An 18173-nucleotide genomic window follows, 5' to 3' on the forward strand; every position below is an offset into this window, starting at 1 on the left:
AAGTAAGTATTTAATTCTTCAATGACTAAGATTTAACAATCAAAGCACTTTGCAATTTCTGAAAATCCACCAATCCTGTTTTACGGATGGCTTTGCCACTTTTATCAATCACAATAGTAGTTGGCGTTTCCCCATGCCACTGCGGATCAATCTCATATCTCAGGCGCTCATCAAATGGAGCAGCTATATAGTAATTATTTGCCTTATCCAGCCCTGCCTTACTCAACATTTTCTTGATGGAGTCCATTGAAACATCATCAACCTGAATAAAAACGATTTTCGCGTTTGGATTATTTTTTACAAACTGACCCCACTGCGGCATTTCCTTTACGCAAGCTGGACAAGTGACACCCCAAAAGTGAATAGCCATTGGCGCACTATTTGCGCTCTTGATAATAACTTTCCAATCCCCAGCTTGATAAGACTTCAGAGGGGTGGTATCTGCTAAGGCAGATCCACAAATCGATAGGGTAAGGATAAAAGCCAGCCAATATCTTTTCATTGCTTACTTCCAATATTGATTAATTGATAACCATCATCACGCGTTAACCAGGATAAAAATACTTCACTACCTTTTGGCATGAGAAGCGGATGATCGCTATACCCTGTTGTACTCGACAATATTTTAGGGGTCGTCCAAGTATCGCCATCATTAGAAGACTCTTTCATATACACCGATGACTTTTTGCCATCAAATTCTTTCCATACTAACCACACCTGCCGTCCCAATGACATGAGGTATGGCCTAGATACATTAGCCCCTTCTGCGCCAACTCGCATGGGTTTTGAGTATGCAATACCTTGGTTGGTGGAATTGGCATAAAACACGCCAGAACGTTTACTGCCTTGGGTATACCAAGCAACATGAAATTTTCCACTGCCAGATACTGCTATCGATGGGCCATGATGCGGACATGCATCCGTCTTCCAATCATCATCGGCTACCTTGCGTATTGGACCACTACCTGCGATTGATATGACTTGACTCGCCTGATCCCGAATCCCACCAGGAAATATTGCTCTGTATGCCACTACAGGATTGCCTTGGGGATCAAGACTACTACCGATGCGACAGCATTCACAACTACTTTCATTGGCGATACGCTCAGCCTGAAAAGATTTGCCACCATCTTGAGAAAAGCTATAGGCTATAGATCCTCCCAGACGCTTCTCACCCCCCTGTTTTGCTGCAGCAACTAGTCGCTTATCAATCCAGGAGATAAAAATCTTGTCATCAGGCATTATCAAGACCGATGGAAAGCGTTGACTTGAGCCATCCTGAACTAGGGTTGTTGGCGCAGAAAAGGTATTACCCCCATCAGAAGATCGGGATGTATTAATTTGCGCATTCCAGTTGGAGTCCTTAAAAAATGCATAGGCTAAAAATATTCCACCCTGCTTATCAACAACGATTTGTGAACGTGCATCAGAACCTGTATCTAATGATTTGCCATGTTCAGCAATTTTTACTGCTGGTGAGAATGTTTTTCCCAAGTCGCTAGACTGGGCTACAGAAACCACCCCATTAGCCGTCCACGCTAAAAGCAACTTACCATCCAGAGTGAAAACTGGGGTAGCTGCATTTGCACACTCTAACCCTACGCTCTGACAAGTGCCGCCCACCTTAGCTGAAGAACTACCAACTATATGAGAGGAATGATCCATCTGCGCTTGCACGCCCCCAGCGCCAATCAGCACACTCAATAGAAGTGCGCTGAATAACAATGGTGTCTTACGGAAATGGAAATATTTGGTCATTATCAGAAGATGATACGTGCACCAACAGAAATTGCTTGTGGCATACCCAATACATACTGGGTATTACTAGATCCAGTGCCAAAAGTAATGTATTGACGATTAAACAAGTTCACGGCTGAAGCATAAATAGTTGCATTTTTTGTCACCTCATAGTTTGCACGTAAACCCACAACCGCATAGGCGGGCACTCCATACAAATTTTTTGTATCCAACCATGAACTACCCACATAACGAATGGTTGCCGTCAAACTAGCGTTAGGCGCTGGATAGTAAGTGATGCCACCCCCCAAAATATTTTGCGGCACACCCCCTACCTGCTTGTTAATAGGATCGCTCGTAGCGCTCATGGTTAACTTAGTACTGGTGAAGGCGTAGTTTGCATCAGTTGCCCACTGTGAGTTGATGTCATGATGAAACTGGAACTCAATACCTTGGCTCAAGAGATTTTGGTTATTGGTGTAATAACTAATATTAGTAGAATTACAAATCCCAACATTACCAGTGCCCGCCAAGGGATTGCCAGTTGCACCGCATAAGCTTTTTGCTAAGGCAATGTCCGTAGCGCTTTTTGATGAAAGGCTGTATGTGGCTACTGCATTTTGAATGTAGTTGTTAAATGCGGTTAACTGTGCAAAGCCTCCTTTCCAGCGATAGTCTGTACCAATCTCATAACCCGTCATTGTTTCTGGAATCAGATTGGGGTTGGCGAAGCTATAGCCCGTAGAGGAACCATAAGAGCGTAAGGTGTTATTCATGCCGGGAGCATGGAAGGCCTGGTAAGCCGCCGAACGTAAATCCCAGTCTTTACTTAACTTATACAAGAGGCCTAATGTAGGACTAAATTGGGTCTTGCTTTGGTTAGGGACATTTTGAAAGGCAGGATTTATGCCATTAGGGCCGGCATTGTAATTCGTGGGTGTCTGACTATTCCATTGATCTATTCGCGCTGCCAAGGTTGTCTCTAAAGGGAAGGAATCTGCCTTGGATTTCAATTGCCCCATTAAGCCATAGAAAGTTTGCTGGCCTTGAGCATAGTTCACAGCGGCTGATGTGCCATTGGTGTTCAAGTTATTTGTTTGGTTTGATCCAGCAATATTTCGAGCATCTACGCCCACTACATATTGATCAATAATTCCTGTTACTTCTTGGGTATATTGAGCAGAGGCGCCAACCGTACTATAGGGGTCTTTATAGTTTGCATTGATGTAGGGGTAGTTATATGGAGCAGTAGCACCTTTAGTCCCTAAGGTGGATGTAGTGGAACCATTCTGCTTATTAAAGCCCGTATTCTCGTAGAAGAAATTTACATCTACCTTTGACTTATCGTCCAAACGGGTTGTTGTGCCCCCAGCCACATCGGTCTCTTGCATGATATTGGTTGCAAAGGCATAGCCTGAGGAAAGATCGGACATGGTGTGGTAACCCACACGAAAAAATCCATTTGTATCTTGGGTGGCTTTAAAGTAACCCTGCAATCGAACATTGGAGTTATGCGAGGCGGCATCACCCTGTCCATTCTTGATGCTAGTCGGAGAAGCTGGTGAGATCGTCGCAATATTTTGATAGCCATCGGTATTAAAGTAATCAGCCGAGAATCTCAATTGAAGATTTTCAGAGGCGATAAGATCCTTTGAGGCGGCCACATTGCCGGTTCCAAATGCGCCATAGCTAGCAGATACTTCTTGCTGGCTATTGACTGGGGTTTTCGTCTTAATATTGATTACACCGCCCATGCCGTAGTTACCCCACAAACTAGAGACACCACCACGAATAAATTCCACCGAATCAATAGAGGACATTGGAACCAAATTCCACTGCACCGTTCCATAAAAAGCATCATTTGCTGGAACCCCATCAATCAACACCAAAGTTCTAGCATTACCAAGGCCGCGGACGTTAATACTTTGACTGGTTGGATCCTTTTGGTAGTAAGGCGTGTCATTCAAAATTACGCCAGGCACATTTTTTAATATTTGATCAATAGTTTGATCTGGTGCAATTTCTAGAACCTCTTTAGATAGAACTGTGGTGTTAAGAGGAATCTCATCCAATGGTGTTCCTGAACGAGTAGCACTCACCACCACATCACCTAGCTTTTGATTGTAGTCAGGCGGTGGCGCAATTTGGGCGTGTGCATTTATTAAAACCGATCCAAATAGCATGCCAACGCATGCACTAATTTTCTTTTGCTTAAACAACATTTACTGCTCCACAATTAATTACGACAACGTATTGTTTGATTCGTTGCCAACTACATAGCTAGGCGCTATGCCCTAATTTGATTAGGCTTGTACTGGTGGAGCTGCTGAAGGTGGGGTTACCCAAACGGCAAGTGGTTTGGGTGATTGGTAGAAAAGCTGTGGCAGCAAAGCTAAAGTCTGCGGCGCCTTAAATGTGAGGCTTGTATTAAATGCTGGGGTGATGCTATTTTGAGCTACGCAATAGGGACAAGGCTGCATTTGATCTGCAACTTCTTGATCATCTGTCTGAACATCGATTTGCATCTTGCTGCCATCAACCGAACAAATCTCCATTGCAAAACCTTGACCATGCTTAGCAAGCGAAACTGCTTGAGAAACAGCGGGCGCAAGCGCACTCATTGCAATCGCTAAGATGGCAATCCAATGAATGAGGCGGTTTTTGAAGAAGTTCATGGTGAACCGATTTTATCGGATTTTTATTGGTCACAAATGCAAAAAGGAGGTTTTCACCCCCTTTTCACTCGCAAACCCAGATTTTGATTGGGTTAGATCTTATGCAGCAGCTTTTTTCTTACCAATTAACTTGCCAATAAGTGGCCAGAAGAGGAGCAATAAAGCGATAGAAGTAATGCCAGCCACCAAGTAGTTGGAGAAGAATACATCCAAACTACCTTGTGAGATCAGCATTGACTGACGGAAAGAATCCTCTGCACGGTCACCCAATACCAGAGCCAAGACCATCGGCGCCATCGGGTAATCAAGCTTCTTGAAGACGTACCCAAGCACACCAAAGCCCAACATCAACCAAACGTCAAACGTGGCATTGTGAACGGTATAGGCACCTACCGCACAAATCACAATAATCACTGGAGCGATGATTGAGAATGGAATTCTTAAGATGGAGGCAAACAGTGGCACGCAAGTTAAAACAACAAACAAACCAGCCAAGTTACCCAAGTACATACTAGCGATTAATCCCCAAACAAAGTCTGGCTTCTCAACGAAGAGCAAGGGACCTGGTTGCAAACCCCAAATCAATAAACCACCCAGCAATACCGCTGCAGTTGGTGAACCAGGAATACCCAAAGACAACATTGGGAGAAGGGCTGATGTACCAGCCGCATGAGCAGCTGTTTCTGGTGCAACGATTCCTTCCATCTTTCCGGAACCAAACTTGTCGCCCTCTTTCGATACACGCTTAGCTACACCGTAAGCCATAAAGGACGCAGGAGTGGCGCCGCCTGGTGTAATACCCATCCAGCAACCAATCAAGCAACTACGCAATGAAGTGGCCCAGTACTTAGGCAACTCTTTCCATGTCTCCAAAACAACTTTGCCACGAATCTTCGCCGCAGCACCTTGGAAGGCCAAACCCTCTTCCATGGAAAGCAGAATCTCTCCAATACCAAATAAGCCAATAACAGCAATCAGGAAGTCAAAGCCACGCATCAACTCAGGATGACCGAATGTCAAACGCAATTGACCTGTAACAGTATCCATACCAACAGTTGCCAAGGCAAAGCCAAGCATCATCGCAGAAATTGTTTTGAAAGGAGAACCCTTATTCATACCAACGAAGCTACAGAAAGTAAGGAGATATACAGAGAAGAACTCTGGAGGGCCAAACTGTAATGCAAACTTCGCCACCAATGGCGCCAAGAAGGTGATCATCACAATCGCAAAGAAAGCGCCAACAAATGAAGATGTAAATGCAGCTGTCAATGCTTCACCGGCTTTACCATTACGAGCCATAGGATAACCATCAAAGGTTGTCGCTACCGACCAGGGTTCGCCAGGGATATTAAATAGAACAGATGTGATTGCTCCACCAAACAATGCGCCCCAGTAAATACAAGACAGCATGATGATTGCGGAAGTTGGTGGCATTGTGAATGTCAACGGCAACAGGATAGCAATACCATTTGCACCGCCAAGACCAGGCAACACGCCGATGATCACACCGAGGGTTACACCAACCAACATCAGCAATAAGTTAAAGGGTGTCATCGCAACGGCAAAGCCGTTGAATAGAGCGCTAATTTCTTCCAACTTGAACTCCTTATTTAATCTTTTTTAATAATTATTCTTTTTATTGCACACCCAAGAATTCGAGGGGGTTGATCCATGAACCATGAGGCAATGGAACTTGAAACCAGAACTCGAACATAAGGTACAAGGCGGCACTCACCCCAATCGAAACAGCAATGGCTTTCCATAGAGGATACTTGCCCAACCACACCATGAAGATAGCGATGTAAAAGACTGAAGAAACATAAATGCCAATGAGCTGTACGCCTAGGACAAACACAATCGCAGGCAATAAAACGGCCATCACCTGCTTAAAAGGTTCTCTCTCAACAAAAGATTCGGATTTCTTTTTCTTATCAACGATCACCGCCTGATAAAGGGTTACGGTGCTCGAAAGCATCATGATCAAGCTTACATAGAAAGGAAAATAACCAGCCTCAGGACCATCACTACCCCAGCTAGCGCCCAATTTAAGGCTACCTACCATCACTGTCAGACCAATCGCAAGAAATACGATCGCAGTGATGATATCCATTGCTCTAGTACTAATTACTGAGTCTTGATTTGAGTTATTTGTGTGTTCAGACATTTTTTATTTTAATAAAGTTATTAATACACTTACTTAAAAAATAGGACCCCCAATAGGAGGCCCCATTTATTTTTTTTCAAATTACTTTGCCAAGAAGCCAGCTTCAGACATGAGCTGCTTATGCAAGGCTTCATTCAATGTAAGCCAATTTCTAAATTCTTTGCCAGTCATAAATGTTTGATTGAACGCACCATCAACCATGAATTTTTTCCACTCAGGTGTAGCACGAACTTTCTTGAACAAGTCCACATAGAAATCAACCTGCTCTTGAGTAACACCTGGAGCCATAAAGATGCCTCGCAACATGGTGTAGTCAGTTGTTACGCCAGCCTCTTTACAGGTAGGGATGTCATACCATGACTGAGTATCGGTAACCTTCTCCTTGTATGGCATGCGTGTGTCATCAAATACACAGAGCGCACGCAACTTACCAGCACGCCATTGAGCAACTGCTTCAATAGGATTGTTCACCGAAGAATCAACGTGATTGCCAACCAGCTGGACAGCAACATCACCACCCCCCTTAAATGGAATGTATGTGAACTTAGCGCCAGTAGCTTTTTCAATTGCTACAGTAATAATTTGATCTTCAGACTTAGACCCTGTGCCACCCATTTTGAATTTACCTGGACCAGCCGCCTTGGCTGCATCGATATATTCTTTGGCAGTCTTATATGGCTTTTCAGCGTTATCCCACAAAACGAATTGATCAAGCGCCAACATTGCAACTGGAGTGATGTCTTGCCAATTAAATGGCACACCAGTTGCTAATGGAGTAGTAAATAAATTTGAAAGAGTAATGACGATCTTATTTGGATCGCCTTTTGCTTCTTTCATCGCCAAGAAACCTTCAGCGCCAGCACCCGCACCTTTGTTCACAGGGATAATTGCTTGCTTCATCAAATTATTTTTGGTGATGATTCCTTGAATCATGCGTGCCATTTGGTCTGCGCCACCGCCCGGTCCAGCAGGAATAATGAATTCAACTGGCTTGTTTGGCTCCCACGCAGCAAATGCAGGGGAAGCACCAACTACGCCGAGGGCTAAGGCGGTAGAAATCAAGGCCCCTTTTAACTTCATCTTCATAAAGAATGTCTCCAAAATGGTTTACCAATTTAAATTTGGCTTATCTAATGTGAGTGTGATTTTTAAACAAGATGAGCAAGCAGAACTTGACTGCCATCAATAATTTCAAAAACGATCCACATAGGCCTCTAAAATCTAGTAGAAACCCTTATAAATCAAGCCAAAGACCGTTGATAGTGTACTTATATCCCAATGCAAAAACAGCATTTATTGCACAAAAAATGCATATTTTTAAAATAATCTATTTGATATATGCATATCAGGGTTTTTACTTATCTTAACTAGATAAAGGGGTGCTAACTGAAGTCGCATTTTTGAAAAGAATTAGAAAATGCCACTCAAAATCAAACTTTTGTTTCTATCTTTTTTTGGCATCTCTTGACCATTTCTTTTGAAAGCTCATCATTGAACTTGGCAACCATTTCCTCGTAGATAGATTGAGCCCGCTCAAAATCTCCGACTGAAAAGAACTTAAAGGCTTCAGTTGTGAGTACACATAATTCCATTTCAGCAGGTGTAGCTGCAGTTTCCGCATCACCATCCCGAATACCGAGCAGCTCATAAATCAATATTTCACCGGCCCTGCCCTTAACGGTAATTAAATCTATTGGGCGAACCCACAGTCGCTCCCCTGCATCCATAAACACAGAATGACTAATAGCAATGTCAGTGCCAAATTCTTTATTGATACCCTCTAAACGAGATGCAATATTGACGCCATCACCCATCACGGTATAACTCAAACGCTCTTCAGAGCCAATGTTTCCGACCAGTACGGCATCTGTATTAATGCCGATTCGAACAACCAATGGTGGCTTACCGTCCTGAACCAACTCTTGGTTTAATTTCACCATTCGCCTCTTTGTTTTGATGGCAGCAACAGCAGAGTGATAGGCATGATTGGGATTTAAGGCAGGCGCACCCCAGAACGCCATGACTGAGTCGCCAATAAACTTATCTACCGTTCCACCCTCTTCCTTAATGGCATAAGTCATGAGTTTGAGATAAGAAGAAACGCGAGCGAGCAATTCACGCGAAGGTGTCACCTCAGACAAAGAAGAAAAATCCTTCAGGTCTGAAAAAAGAATGGTTAGATATCTACTTTCACCGCTAATTTCAATGCCAGTATCTGATTTCAGCAAATCACTTACCAAATCCCTTGGTATATAAGCTGTAAAAGCAGCAATCGTCTTTTGTAAACGACTTAAAGCAATATTTAGAGTGGATATTTCTCTGATATGAGAAGTCACATGTCTAAATTGATGCAGACTAAATTCTCGAATGTTGTCAGCCTCTTTAGCCAACAACCGAATAGGACGTGAAATAGCACGGCTGAGCAATAAACTAATTGGGATCACGAGCAATAACAAAACCAACCCTACCAGTATGAGCCTATGCTTTAGGGCAATTGCATCAGCAAGCAATTCATTTTCAGGAACTGCGCTAATGAACATCAGACGCCCATCGCCACCCGCTGAAAATGGATAGAAATTAATATCCCAGCTATTGCCACCAACATCACCTAATTTAATAAATTGGGGTAGGTCGCTTTTATTACTAGTGATTTGGTATAGGGCATCAAAGATGGGTGAATTAAATTGATTCAGTCGCTTTAATTGAATTTGGCTTCCACTAGATCCAGATTCATCCACTAGAGACAATGTTCCACTTGAAGCAATAACAAAGCCCTGATCATCCACAATTGCCATTTCTGCATTGGGAGTTGGCTTCTGTTCAGAAAGATTTTTGCCAAGCGCATCTAATTCAATATCTATTGCGACAACAGCTTGATGATTAACAGCCTGCTTCGCAATGGTTATACCAGCCCGACGATTGGCAAAAAATAAATATGGTGGAGTAGTGATTACATTGGAGGTTTTAACTGCCTCCTGAAACCAAGGACGCTGACGCGGGAAATATTTTTTTGGATATTCTGCCTGAGGATCAACTTTTAATTCTCGCAATGATGAATCCAAAAATATATAGCTTCCCTGGAGAGCTGCCCCTACATGCTCGATGCTTTGGATCATGAAAGTTGTCTCTGCTGGAGCGTTATATTTATTACGGTCGTTCTCAGAGCGTATGGGACGAAGAAGGAAAAAATCCCCGTTAGTGTAGCCAACATAAACAGCTGCTACAGCACTGTAGTTGGTGATTATCTCTTTAAATAATCCAGCTCTACTTAGTCTGGCACTAAGAGTGTTTGCTTCAGCAATTGAAGAGTTTGCTAACAGCCTGACTCCCACTTCCGAGGGGTCTATAAGCCCACGAAAATTAGAAACCATCTGCTGGGCGAGTCGATTGGATTTTTCTTGGGCGCCTTTGCGCAATATTTCTTCTAAGGCTAGGTGAGAAATGAGACTAATGGTGCCGCCGACAATAAAAATCAGCAACAAAAATAAGGATGAAATATGGAGATTTAGCGAAAAATGTTTTTTCATCAGAATTTGGCGCCTTAAACAGCCCTATTTAAAATTTCAGCCAATAATAATTTCACGCATTATTTGCCGCAAAGCAAAGCTTGCCATAACTGCCAGAAAATGGGGGAAATAATTGGTGCCGCTTGCCGGAATCGAACTGGCGACCTTTTCATTACGAATGAACTGCTCTACCAACTGAGCTAAAGCGGCAAATCCGGTTTTATTCTAGCGGAAACGATCTAGCAGTTTTTTACTGACTTTATCCAACTGGGTTGAATCTTTAATCAAAAACTGCAAACCATTTGAATCAGCTATCAGCAATGTGTTCCCAGCAATCCTGCGAATATCTTCTTCGCCTTTGAGTCGAATGCGCGTGGGACCTCGATCAGTTTCGATATCCCAAATGCTTGGCGTTGCAAATGTGGAAACCTTTGTAATTTTTTCAATAACTGGCATGAACTCTCTCTCAGCCAATTCTTCCTCAATTAAACCTAACTCCGCTTCGGAAATCGCCGCAACATTTGGAAACCAGCAAAGCTCCTTACCAGATTGATTCATGATGCCGATACCAGCACTAGGGGCAGTTATTGGGAAAGCCCTCACTGGATGGACTCCAACGTGACGTTCACCCTTGCTATCGATAAAAACTAGACGGCCTAAGGCATCACGTTCTAAATGATGAGTCATATTCATACCCCACCCCCAATTTTCTTGGCAGCCTCTTCCAGCAATTCCTCTTGCTGCTCTTCTAAGCTCTCACCAATGGCACCACCTTCAACTAACTCAGCAGCATGGCGCAACTGCGCTTGATACAGGGTGAAGTAAGCTCCTTGGGCCTCCATTAATTGATCGTGAGAGCCAATCTCAACAATCTCACCTTTATCTAAGACAACCAAGCGATCTGCTTTTCTTAGGGTAGAAAGACGATGTGCGATAGCAATCGTAGTGCGCCCCTTAACCAAGTTATCAAGGGCTCGCTGGATTTCTTTTTCAGTTGTGGTGTCAACAGAGGATGTAGCTTCATCCAAAATCAAAATACTTGGATTAATCAGCAAGGCGCGTGCGATCGAGATTCTCTGACGCTCACCACCAGACAATGACTGACCACGCTCCCCAACTAAAGAGTCATAACCAAGAGGTAGGCGCAAGATAAATTCATGGGCATGCGCTGCACGTGCAGCTTCGATAATCTCTTCACGACTTGCATCTGGTTTGCCATAGGCAATATTCTCCGCAATCGTGCCAAAGAATAAAAATGGCTCTTGCAATACCAAACCAATCCGTTTTCGATAATCCGCTATGCCAATACTACGGATGTCGCGGCCGTCTAAGGAAATCGATCCAGAACTCACATCATAGAAACGGCAAATCAAGTTCACTAGGGTGCTCTTACCAGAACCGCTATGCCCTACAAGACCAATCATCTCTCCAGGCGCAATATCTAAATCAATGCCTTTGCTAACTGCCCGGTTGCCATAACGAAAACCCACGCCCCGCAAAGAGATGCGACCTTTAACTTCACCCAATGGCGACGGATTGATGGGCTCAGGGACGCTAGAAACATGATCCAAAATGTCAAAAATACGTTTTGCGCCTGCGGCTGCCTTTTGGGTGTGCGACACAATTCGACTCATTGAATCAAGGCGAATATAAAAACGTCCGATATAGGCCAAGAAAGCAATCAAAACACCGACAGTGACTTTTTGGTGCGCAACTTGCCAAATTCCAAAACCCCACACTACTAATAGGCCAGTCTCGGTGAGTAAAGTTACCGTTGGAGAAAATAATCCCCAAACGCGATTCACGCGATCATTGATTTGTAGGTTGTGTTTATTGGAATCAATAAAACGTTTGAGCTCTCTATCCTCTTGTGCAAAGGCTTTTACTACACGAATACCTGGAATGGTGTCTGCCAAAATATTGGTCACTTCAGACCAGATTCGATCTATCTTTTCAAAACCAAAACGCAACTTATCGCGAACAACATGAATCATCCAGACAATAAATGGCAAGGGCGCTAAAGTAACCAAAGCCAGCAAAGGATCAATCGAAACCAAGATCGCTGCGGTCATGGTGATCATCAATACATCGGTAGCAAAATCCAACGCGTAGAGAGATAGAAAAACACAGATTCGATCTGTCTCTGCGCCAATGCGGGCAATCAAATCGCCAGTTCTCTTACCACCAAAATATTCTAAGGAAAGCTTAAGTAGATGTTCGAAGGTAGTATTACGTAGATCCGCTCCAATACGCTCGCTGACCAAAGCTAGTAGGTAAGTCTTCCACCAACCCAACCCCCATGCAACGATTGCAGCCCCAAACAGAGCCAGCAGATACATGCTAGCCAAATGGAAATCAATTGGATTGCCACGCTCATAAGGGATCAACACATGATCCATCAATGGCATCGTGAGATATGGCGGTATTAATGTAGCTCCTGTTGACAGTAGAGTTAATACAAAACCAAGCAGTAATTGTTTTTTGTAAGGTCTTGCAAAGCGCCAAAGCTTAAATAATGTCCAGGTTGAGGGAGGCACATCATCCTCTGGATCACACGTTGGGCAGACATCCGAATTGGCGGGTTTTGGACTTAAGCAAACCGGGCAAACTTGCTTGTCGTACTCACTCACCTCGCCTTCTCTAATTTGTTCGCCCCGAGTCAGTTGCTTAAAACTCGATTCCAGCCTCAGTACCTGCGGATTTACGGCTAAAGTGAAATTCCAGGCCCTCAACAAACAGTCGACAGTTTCGAGCCTTAAATGTCCTACCCCTGCATGATCGCCATGGATCAGGTGGGCGCCTAGACCGAGATTCCATGACTCAAATACTTTGCCGTCCGTCCAAAATAAACCTTCTTCGGTCAGCAATAAAAGGCTTTTTTGAAAGCGCAGATTGGCGTCCAGATCAAGCTCAACCCATGCTAGAACAGCCTCCACCCCCTTTACTGGGGAGGCCTCAGACCCCAAAACAACTTGCCAATGACTTGGCAGAACAGGGGCAAAAGGTAAGATTTGTGGCTTCATTGACACTAAAAGTATAGTGGAGTGAAAATTTTTAGATTTATTGCCTATGTCAACTTTAGAGGCCTAAAAGCCGTTAAATTGTCGAAGTAGGCCTTTTTATGAATTTTTGCTAATTTTGTGAGTTTTTTGATAACAACTAGAAACAGAGAGACCGTCTGACGCTTCAGCACCCAAATCTTGGTGCCGACCACCGTCAAAGCGCATATGCCCCAACTACTAGATAAATCCATCGAGATACTGAGCGTAAAGCATCTCCGTGGCCCCAATATGTGGACTTACCATCCCGTTATTGAGGTTTGGCTTGATATTGGTGACCTAGAGGACTACCCCTCAAATCTCATTCCTGGCTTTTATGATCGACTAGTAAAGGCTCTCCCAAGTCTAGTGGAACATCGTTGCAGTTATGGTGAAACCGGCGGCTTTCTAAAACGTGTTGAAGAAGGCACTTGGCCTGCCCATATTCTGGAGCACCTCACATTAGAACTGCAAAACTTAGCTGGCATACCAGGTGGTTTTGGCAAAGCACGCGATGGTGACAGACGCGGTGTTTATAAAGTAATGGTCAGTGCCATCAATGAGGAAGTTACCCTCACCGCCCTGAAATATGCACGCGACCTCTACCTAGCATTGGCGCAAGACAACAAAGACTGCGTCGCAGAAGTACAAACAATCATTGAAAATCTGCGTGAGCTTGGTGATGACTTACTGCTTGGTCCCAGCACTGCATGCATTGTGAATGCCGCTGAAGAACGTGGTATTCCATCTATTCGTCTATCTGAAGGCAATTTAGTTCAACTAGGTTACGGTGCCAAGCAACGTCGCATCTGGACGGCAGAAACCGATCAGACCAGCGCCATTGCTGAGACAATCTCCAGAGATAAGGACTTAACCAAGAGCTTATTGCGTAGCGCTGGCGTCCCCACTCCTGAAGGTAGAACCGTTTCCAGCCCTGATGACGCTTGGGAGGCCGCACAAGATATTGGACTGCCAGTAGTAGTTAAACCCATTGATGGAAACCATGGTCGGGGAGTTTTCATTAATCTTTATACCCAACAAGAAATCGAATCAGCATATGCAGTTGCAATTGATGAGGGTAGCGAAGTTTTAGTAGAGCGACACATCGTTGGAGACGAGCACCGTTTGCTAGTTGTTGGCGACAAAGTAGTAGCTGCAGCAAAGGGTGAAACAGTTTGGGTTACTGGTGATGGTCAACATACTATTCATGAACTCATTCAAATTCAGATTAACTCCGATCCACGCCGTGGCACCGCTGAAGAACATCCCCTCAATCCAGTGCGTATTGATTCAGCTGTAGAACTCGAATTAGCCCGACAAAAACTAACTGGTGACAGCATCCCAGACATTGACCATAAAGTTCTCATTCAAAGTAATGGCAACGTCGCATTTGATGTTACTGATCTAGTTCACCCAGATGTAGCCAGTCAAGTTGCCTTAGCAGCGCGTGTAGTTGGACTAGAAATTGCTGGCGTTGATTTGGTAGCGCAGGACATTAGCAAACCTCTAGCCGATCAAAATGCTGCCATTGTTGAAGTCAATGCCGGACCTGGCCTGTTAATGCATCTGAAACCAGCCAGTGGCAAGCCTCAACCCGTTGGGAAAGAAATTGCGAACCACCTCTTTCCGGCGGGAACAGATTTCCGAATCCCAGTAGTTGGCATCTGCGGTGAAAAGGGCAAAACACCCGTTGCTGAGATGATTGCCCATTTCTTGCGCCTTACTAATGTCTATGTTGGTTTATCTAGTAGCAAAGGTCTTTTTTTCGGCAATCGCTCCATTCCAAATTGCAGCTCATCCAATTGGGAAAATGCGCGTCGCACACTCATGAACCGCGCAGTTGAAGCCGCGGTAATCGAAAACAATCACTTATCGATGCTCATTGAGGGTCTAGCCTACGATCGTTGCCAGGTCGGAGTTGTTTTGAATGTCGACCCCAAAGCCAACTTCCCTCAGTACGCTATTTACGATGAAGACCAAGTCTTTAGCGTTGTCCGCACTCAAGTTGACGTGGTACTCCCAAGCGGTGTGGCTGTTCTGAATGCTGATGATCCAATGTGTGTGCAGATGGCAGAACTTTGTGATGGCAAGGTCATTTTCTTTAGTGAAAATCCAGATTCAGAAATCATCAAAAATCATTTGTTAAATAATGGTCGTGCAGTGATGATTGGCAAACAACAAATTACTTTGAAGTCGGGCAAATTGGATCAAAAATCCATTCCCGTTCCAAGGCACTCAGAAGCAGACAGCGCTTCCCCTTGGAAGACAATGAATTTAGGCGCAGCAATTGCTGCAGCTTGGGCCTTAGATATTCCGTTTAATGTGATCGAAGCAGGCGCAGAAACTTTTGCGCCTGATGCTACTACCGCTACAGGGGCTTAATTGGAAATTACCCGTATTCGTATGTTGCGCGGCCCAAATTTATGGAGCCGCCATACCGCCTTAGAAGCGATTGTTTCTTGTGATGAGGCAGAACGCTCCATTGACTCGATACCTCAATTCGAAACCAAGATTCGTGAACGTTTTCCACAACTAGGTAGCATGCGTCGGGGTGGCCACAATGAAGTTCTCTCACTCGCACACGCTTTGGAGCATGCAGCTCTAGGCCTTCAAGCTCAAGCAGGTTGTCCTGTAACCTTCAGCCGGACCGTACAAACAGTAGATGTTGGCGTCTATCAAGTCGTTGTTGAATACACCGAAGAAGTTGTGGGACGCATGGCTTTTGATTTCGCCTTTGCACTAATACAAGCAACCCTAAACGACGCCCCTTTTGATTTAGCCGCCGCCCTTTCAGAATTAGAGGCGCTATATGAGGATGTTCGCTTAGGCCCCAGCACGGGCTCTATCGTCGATGCTGCAGTTCAGCGGAATATTCCCTATCGTCGTATGACTGAAGGCAGCATGGTTCAGTTCGGCTGGGGAAGCAAGCAAAAACGCATTCAGGCAGCTGAGACTAGCGACACCAGCGCGATCGCGGAAGCCATTGCGCAGGATAAAGAGCTCACAAAAAATCTTCTAGCTGCTGCAGGCGTGTCTGTCCCAATTGGCGAAGTGGTAACAACCGCAGATGATGCTTGGCGTGCTGCGCAAAAGATTGGCGGTCCGATTGTTTTAAAACCAAAAGATGGCAATCAAGGAAAAGGTGTTGTTGCCAATATTCAAACCGAAGAGGAAGTGCGTGCTGGCTTTATCGTAACGCAAGGTTTTGGTCGAGAAACCATAGTTGAGCGCTATTTACCTGGAGCGGATTATCGTCTGTTGGTAGTCGGAAATCGCCTCTCGGCAGCCGCTCGTCGTGAACCCGCCCAAGTAGTTGGCGATGGTAAACATACGGTTGCTGAACTAGTCGAAAAAGAAAATAAAAATCCTCTACGTGGCGATGGTCATGCAACCGCGCTTACCAAGATTCGATTTGACGATATCGCCCTTGCTCACTTGGCAAGCAATGGTCTTACCCCGCAATATGTCCCCAAAACAGGTGAGCGAGTTTTGTTACGCAACAATGCCAATCTCAGTACTGGTGGCACTGCTACTGACGTGACTGACGATGTTCATCCGGATGTCGCAGCGAGCGCAGTGGCTGCGGCGCAAATGATTGGCTTAGATATTGCTGGCGTGGATATTCTTTGCGAGTCAATCTACAAACCTTTAGAGCAACAAGGTGGCGGCATTGTTGAAGTCAATGCGGCCCCTGGGTTGCGCATGCACCTCAAGCCGTCTTACGGCAAAGGTCGCCCTGTCGGCGAAGACATCATCAACATGATGTTTCCATTAGGTGAGGATGGACGCATTCCGGTAGTGGCTGTCACTGGCACTAATGGCAAAACTACAACCGTTCGACTCATCTCTCATTTATTAAGTGAAACCGGCTTGCGCGTTGGTATGACTGGTACAGATGGCGTTTATATCAATCATCGCCTAATCGATACTGGCGATTGCAGTGGCCCCAAGAGTGCTCGCAATGTATTAATGCATCCCGATGTCGATGCCGCCGTTCTAGAAACAGCTCGCGGTGGTTTACTACGTGAAGGTTTGGGTTTTGATCGCTGCGAAGTCGCCGTTGTAACCAATATCGGCGAAGGTGATCACCTAGGTCTTAATTACATCACTAGTGTTGAAGATTTAGCTGTACTCAAACGTGTCATTGTGCAAAACGTAGCCCCCACTGGCGCTGCTGTATTAAATGCGGCAGACCCTATGGTGGCCAAGATGGGCGATAAATGCTCAGGTCGAGTGATTTTCTTTGCTCAGAATCAACATCATCCTGTTATTACTGCACATAGAGCTAAAAATAAAAAAGTCATTTACTTTGACGGCACATATATTGTTGCCTCCAAGGGCTCGCGCGTAATGTATCGTTTCCCCGTAAGCGAAATTCCACTTACACAAAATGGTGTACTCGGCTTTCAGATTGAAAACGCAATGGCTGCCATTGGAGCCGCATGGGCATTAGGGTTGGATGCCGAAAAGATTGCCCGCGGTCTACATAGCTTTGAAAGTGATTCCAATTCTGTGCCAGGACGCTTTAATCAATTTCAACATAATGGCGCTACGGTGATCGCTGATTACGGTCACAACCCAGATGCGATGCGAGCTCTTACCAGCGCCGTTGAGGCCATGAAACCCAAGAAGAGTCATGTAGTCATTAGTGGTGCTGGCGATCGTCGTGATGAAGATATTCGCGACCTTACACGCATCCTAGGCAATTCCTTTGATAACGTCATTCTCTATCAAGATGCTTGTCAGCGGGGGCGCGAAGATGGTGAAGTATTAAGACTACTCCAAGAAGGTCTAGTAGGCGCTACCAAAGCGAAACAAGTTCAAGAAATTCATGGGGAATTTAAAGCGATTGATACCGCCTTAAATGACCTTTCTACAGGAGATATCTGCTTGATTCTCATAGACCAAGTAGAAGAATCGCTTGCTTATCTCAAAGAAAAAGTAAGACCTTAAAACTAAGCGAATACCGTTTGCTGATGCGTTTTCCACTCTAATAATCTAGGGCATTAAAAAACCCAATCACCTGATTGGGTTTTTTGCTTTTAAAGCAACG

11 protein-coding genes, 1 tRNA gene and 1 pseudogene are annotated in these 18173 nt (G+C 44.7%); 2 read left to right on the forward strand and 11 right to left on the reverse strand.

The genetic code is table 11. From position 1 onward, the window contains the following. Positions 1-25 precede the first annotated feature (25 nt). The 11 genes from FD973_RS07310 to FD973_RS07360 all read right to left on the reverse strand — a co-directional run bounded on the left by FD973_RS07310 (position 26) and on the right by FD973_RS07360 (position 13105). The gene (locus FD973_RS07310; RefSeq protein WP_215322696.1) at positions 26-502 is read right to left on the reverse strand and encodes a thioredoxin-like domain-containing protein; all 477 of its coding nucleotides are present in this window, start codon (positions 500-502) and stop codon (positions 26-28) included. Beyond that, a complete protein-coding gene (locus FD973_RS07315) occupies positions 499-1758 on the reverse strand; it encodes a glycoside hydrolase (protein ID WP_215322697.1) in 1260 nt (419 codons plus the stop codon). Before FD973_RS07315 ends, FD973_RS07310 begins: the two co-directional genes overlap by 4 nt. Before the next feature lie 2 nt (positions 1759-1760). Beyond that, positions 1761-3959, reverse strand: coding sequence for a TonB-dependent receptor (locus FD973_RS07320; protein ID WP_215322698.1), 2199 nt, complete (start codon positions 3957-3959; stop codon positions 1761-1763). 81 nt (positions 3960-4040) lie between these two features. Then, the gene (locus FD973_RS07325) at positions 4041-4412 is read right to left on the reverse strand and encodes a DUF2946 domain-containing protein (RefSeq protein WP_215322699.1); all 372 of its coding nucleotides are present in this window, start codon (positions 4410-4412) and stop codon (positions 4041-4043) included. A gap of 99 nt (positions 4413-4511) precedes the next feature. Continuing rightward, positions 4512-6008 carry a tripartite tricarboxylate transporter permease gene (locus FD973_RS07330; protein WP_215322700.1) on the reverse strand — a complete coding sequence of 499 codons (1497 nt, stop codon included), beginning with the start codon at positions 6006-6008 and terminating at the stop codon, positions 4512-4514. Positions 6009-6048: 40 nt separating this feature from the next. Further along, positions 6049-6576, reverse strand: coding sequence for a tripartite tricarboxylate transporter TctB family protein (locus FD973_RS07335; RefSeq protein ID WP_215322701.1), 528 nt, complete (start codon positions 6574-6576; stop codon positions 6049-6051). Between the two features lie 81 nt (positions 6577-6657). Then, on the reverse strand, positions 6658-7662 hold the full coding sequence (locus tag FD973_RS07340) for a Bug family tripartite tricarboxylate transporter substrate binding protein (protein ID WP_371816857.1): 1005 nt from the start codon (positions 7660-7662) through the stop codon (positions 6658-6660). A 344-nt stretch (positions 7663-8006) separates the two neighbouring features. Further along, positions 8007-10103, reverse strand: coding sequence for an adenylate/guanylate cyclase domain-containing protein (locus FD973_RS07345; protein ID WP_215322702.1), 2097 nt, complete (start codon positions 10101-10103; stop codon positions 8007-8009). Between the two features lie 113 nt (positions 10104-10216). Continuing rightward, a tRNA-Thr gene (locus tag FD973_RS07350) sits at positions 10217-10292 on the reverse strand. Positions 10293-10307: 15 nt separating this feature from the next. Beyond that, entirely contained in the window at positions 10308-10775 is a 468-nt protein-coding gene (locus tag FD973_RS07355) for a DUF1854 domain-containing protein (RefSeq protein ID WP_215322703.1), read from the reverse strand. Beyond that, positions 10772-13105 carry an ABC transporter ATP-binding protein gene (locus tag FD973_RS07360; RefSeq protein ID WP_215322704.1) on the reverse strand — a complete coding sequence of 778 codons (2334 nt, stop codon included), beginning with the start codon at positions 13103-13105 and terminating at the stop codon, positions 10772-10774. The genes FD973_RS07355 and FD973_RS07360 overlap by 4 nt, the downstream gene beginning before the upstream one ends. Before the next feature lie 204 nt (positions 13106-13309). Here FD973_RS07360 and cphA (FD973_RS07365) point away from each other — a divergent pair. Together cphA (FD973_RS07365) and cphA (FD973_RS07370) are read left to right on the forward strand one after the other, a co-directional pair. Then, a pseudogene (gene cphA, locus FD973_RS07365) lies at positions 13310-15490 on the forward strand (cyanophycin synthetase); the annotation flags it as partial. 12 nt (positions 15491-15502) lie between these two features. Continuing rightward, the gene (gene cphA / locus FD973_RS07370; RefSeq protein ID WP_215322706.1) at positions 15503-18073 is read left to right on the forward strand and encodes a cyanophycin synthetase; all 2571 of its coding nucleotides are present in this window, start codon (positions 15503-15505) and stop codon (positions 18071-18073) included. The last annotated feature ends 100 nt before the right edge of the window (positions 18074-18173 follow it).

This window comes from Polynucleobacter sp. MWH-Braz-FAM2G, from assembly GCF_018687635.1.
Lineage (GTDB): Bacteria > Pseudomonadota > Gammaproteobacteria > Burkholderiales > Burkholderiaceae > Polynucleobacter.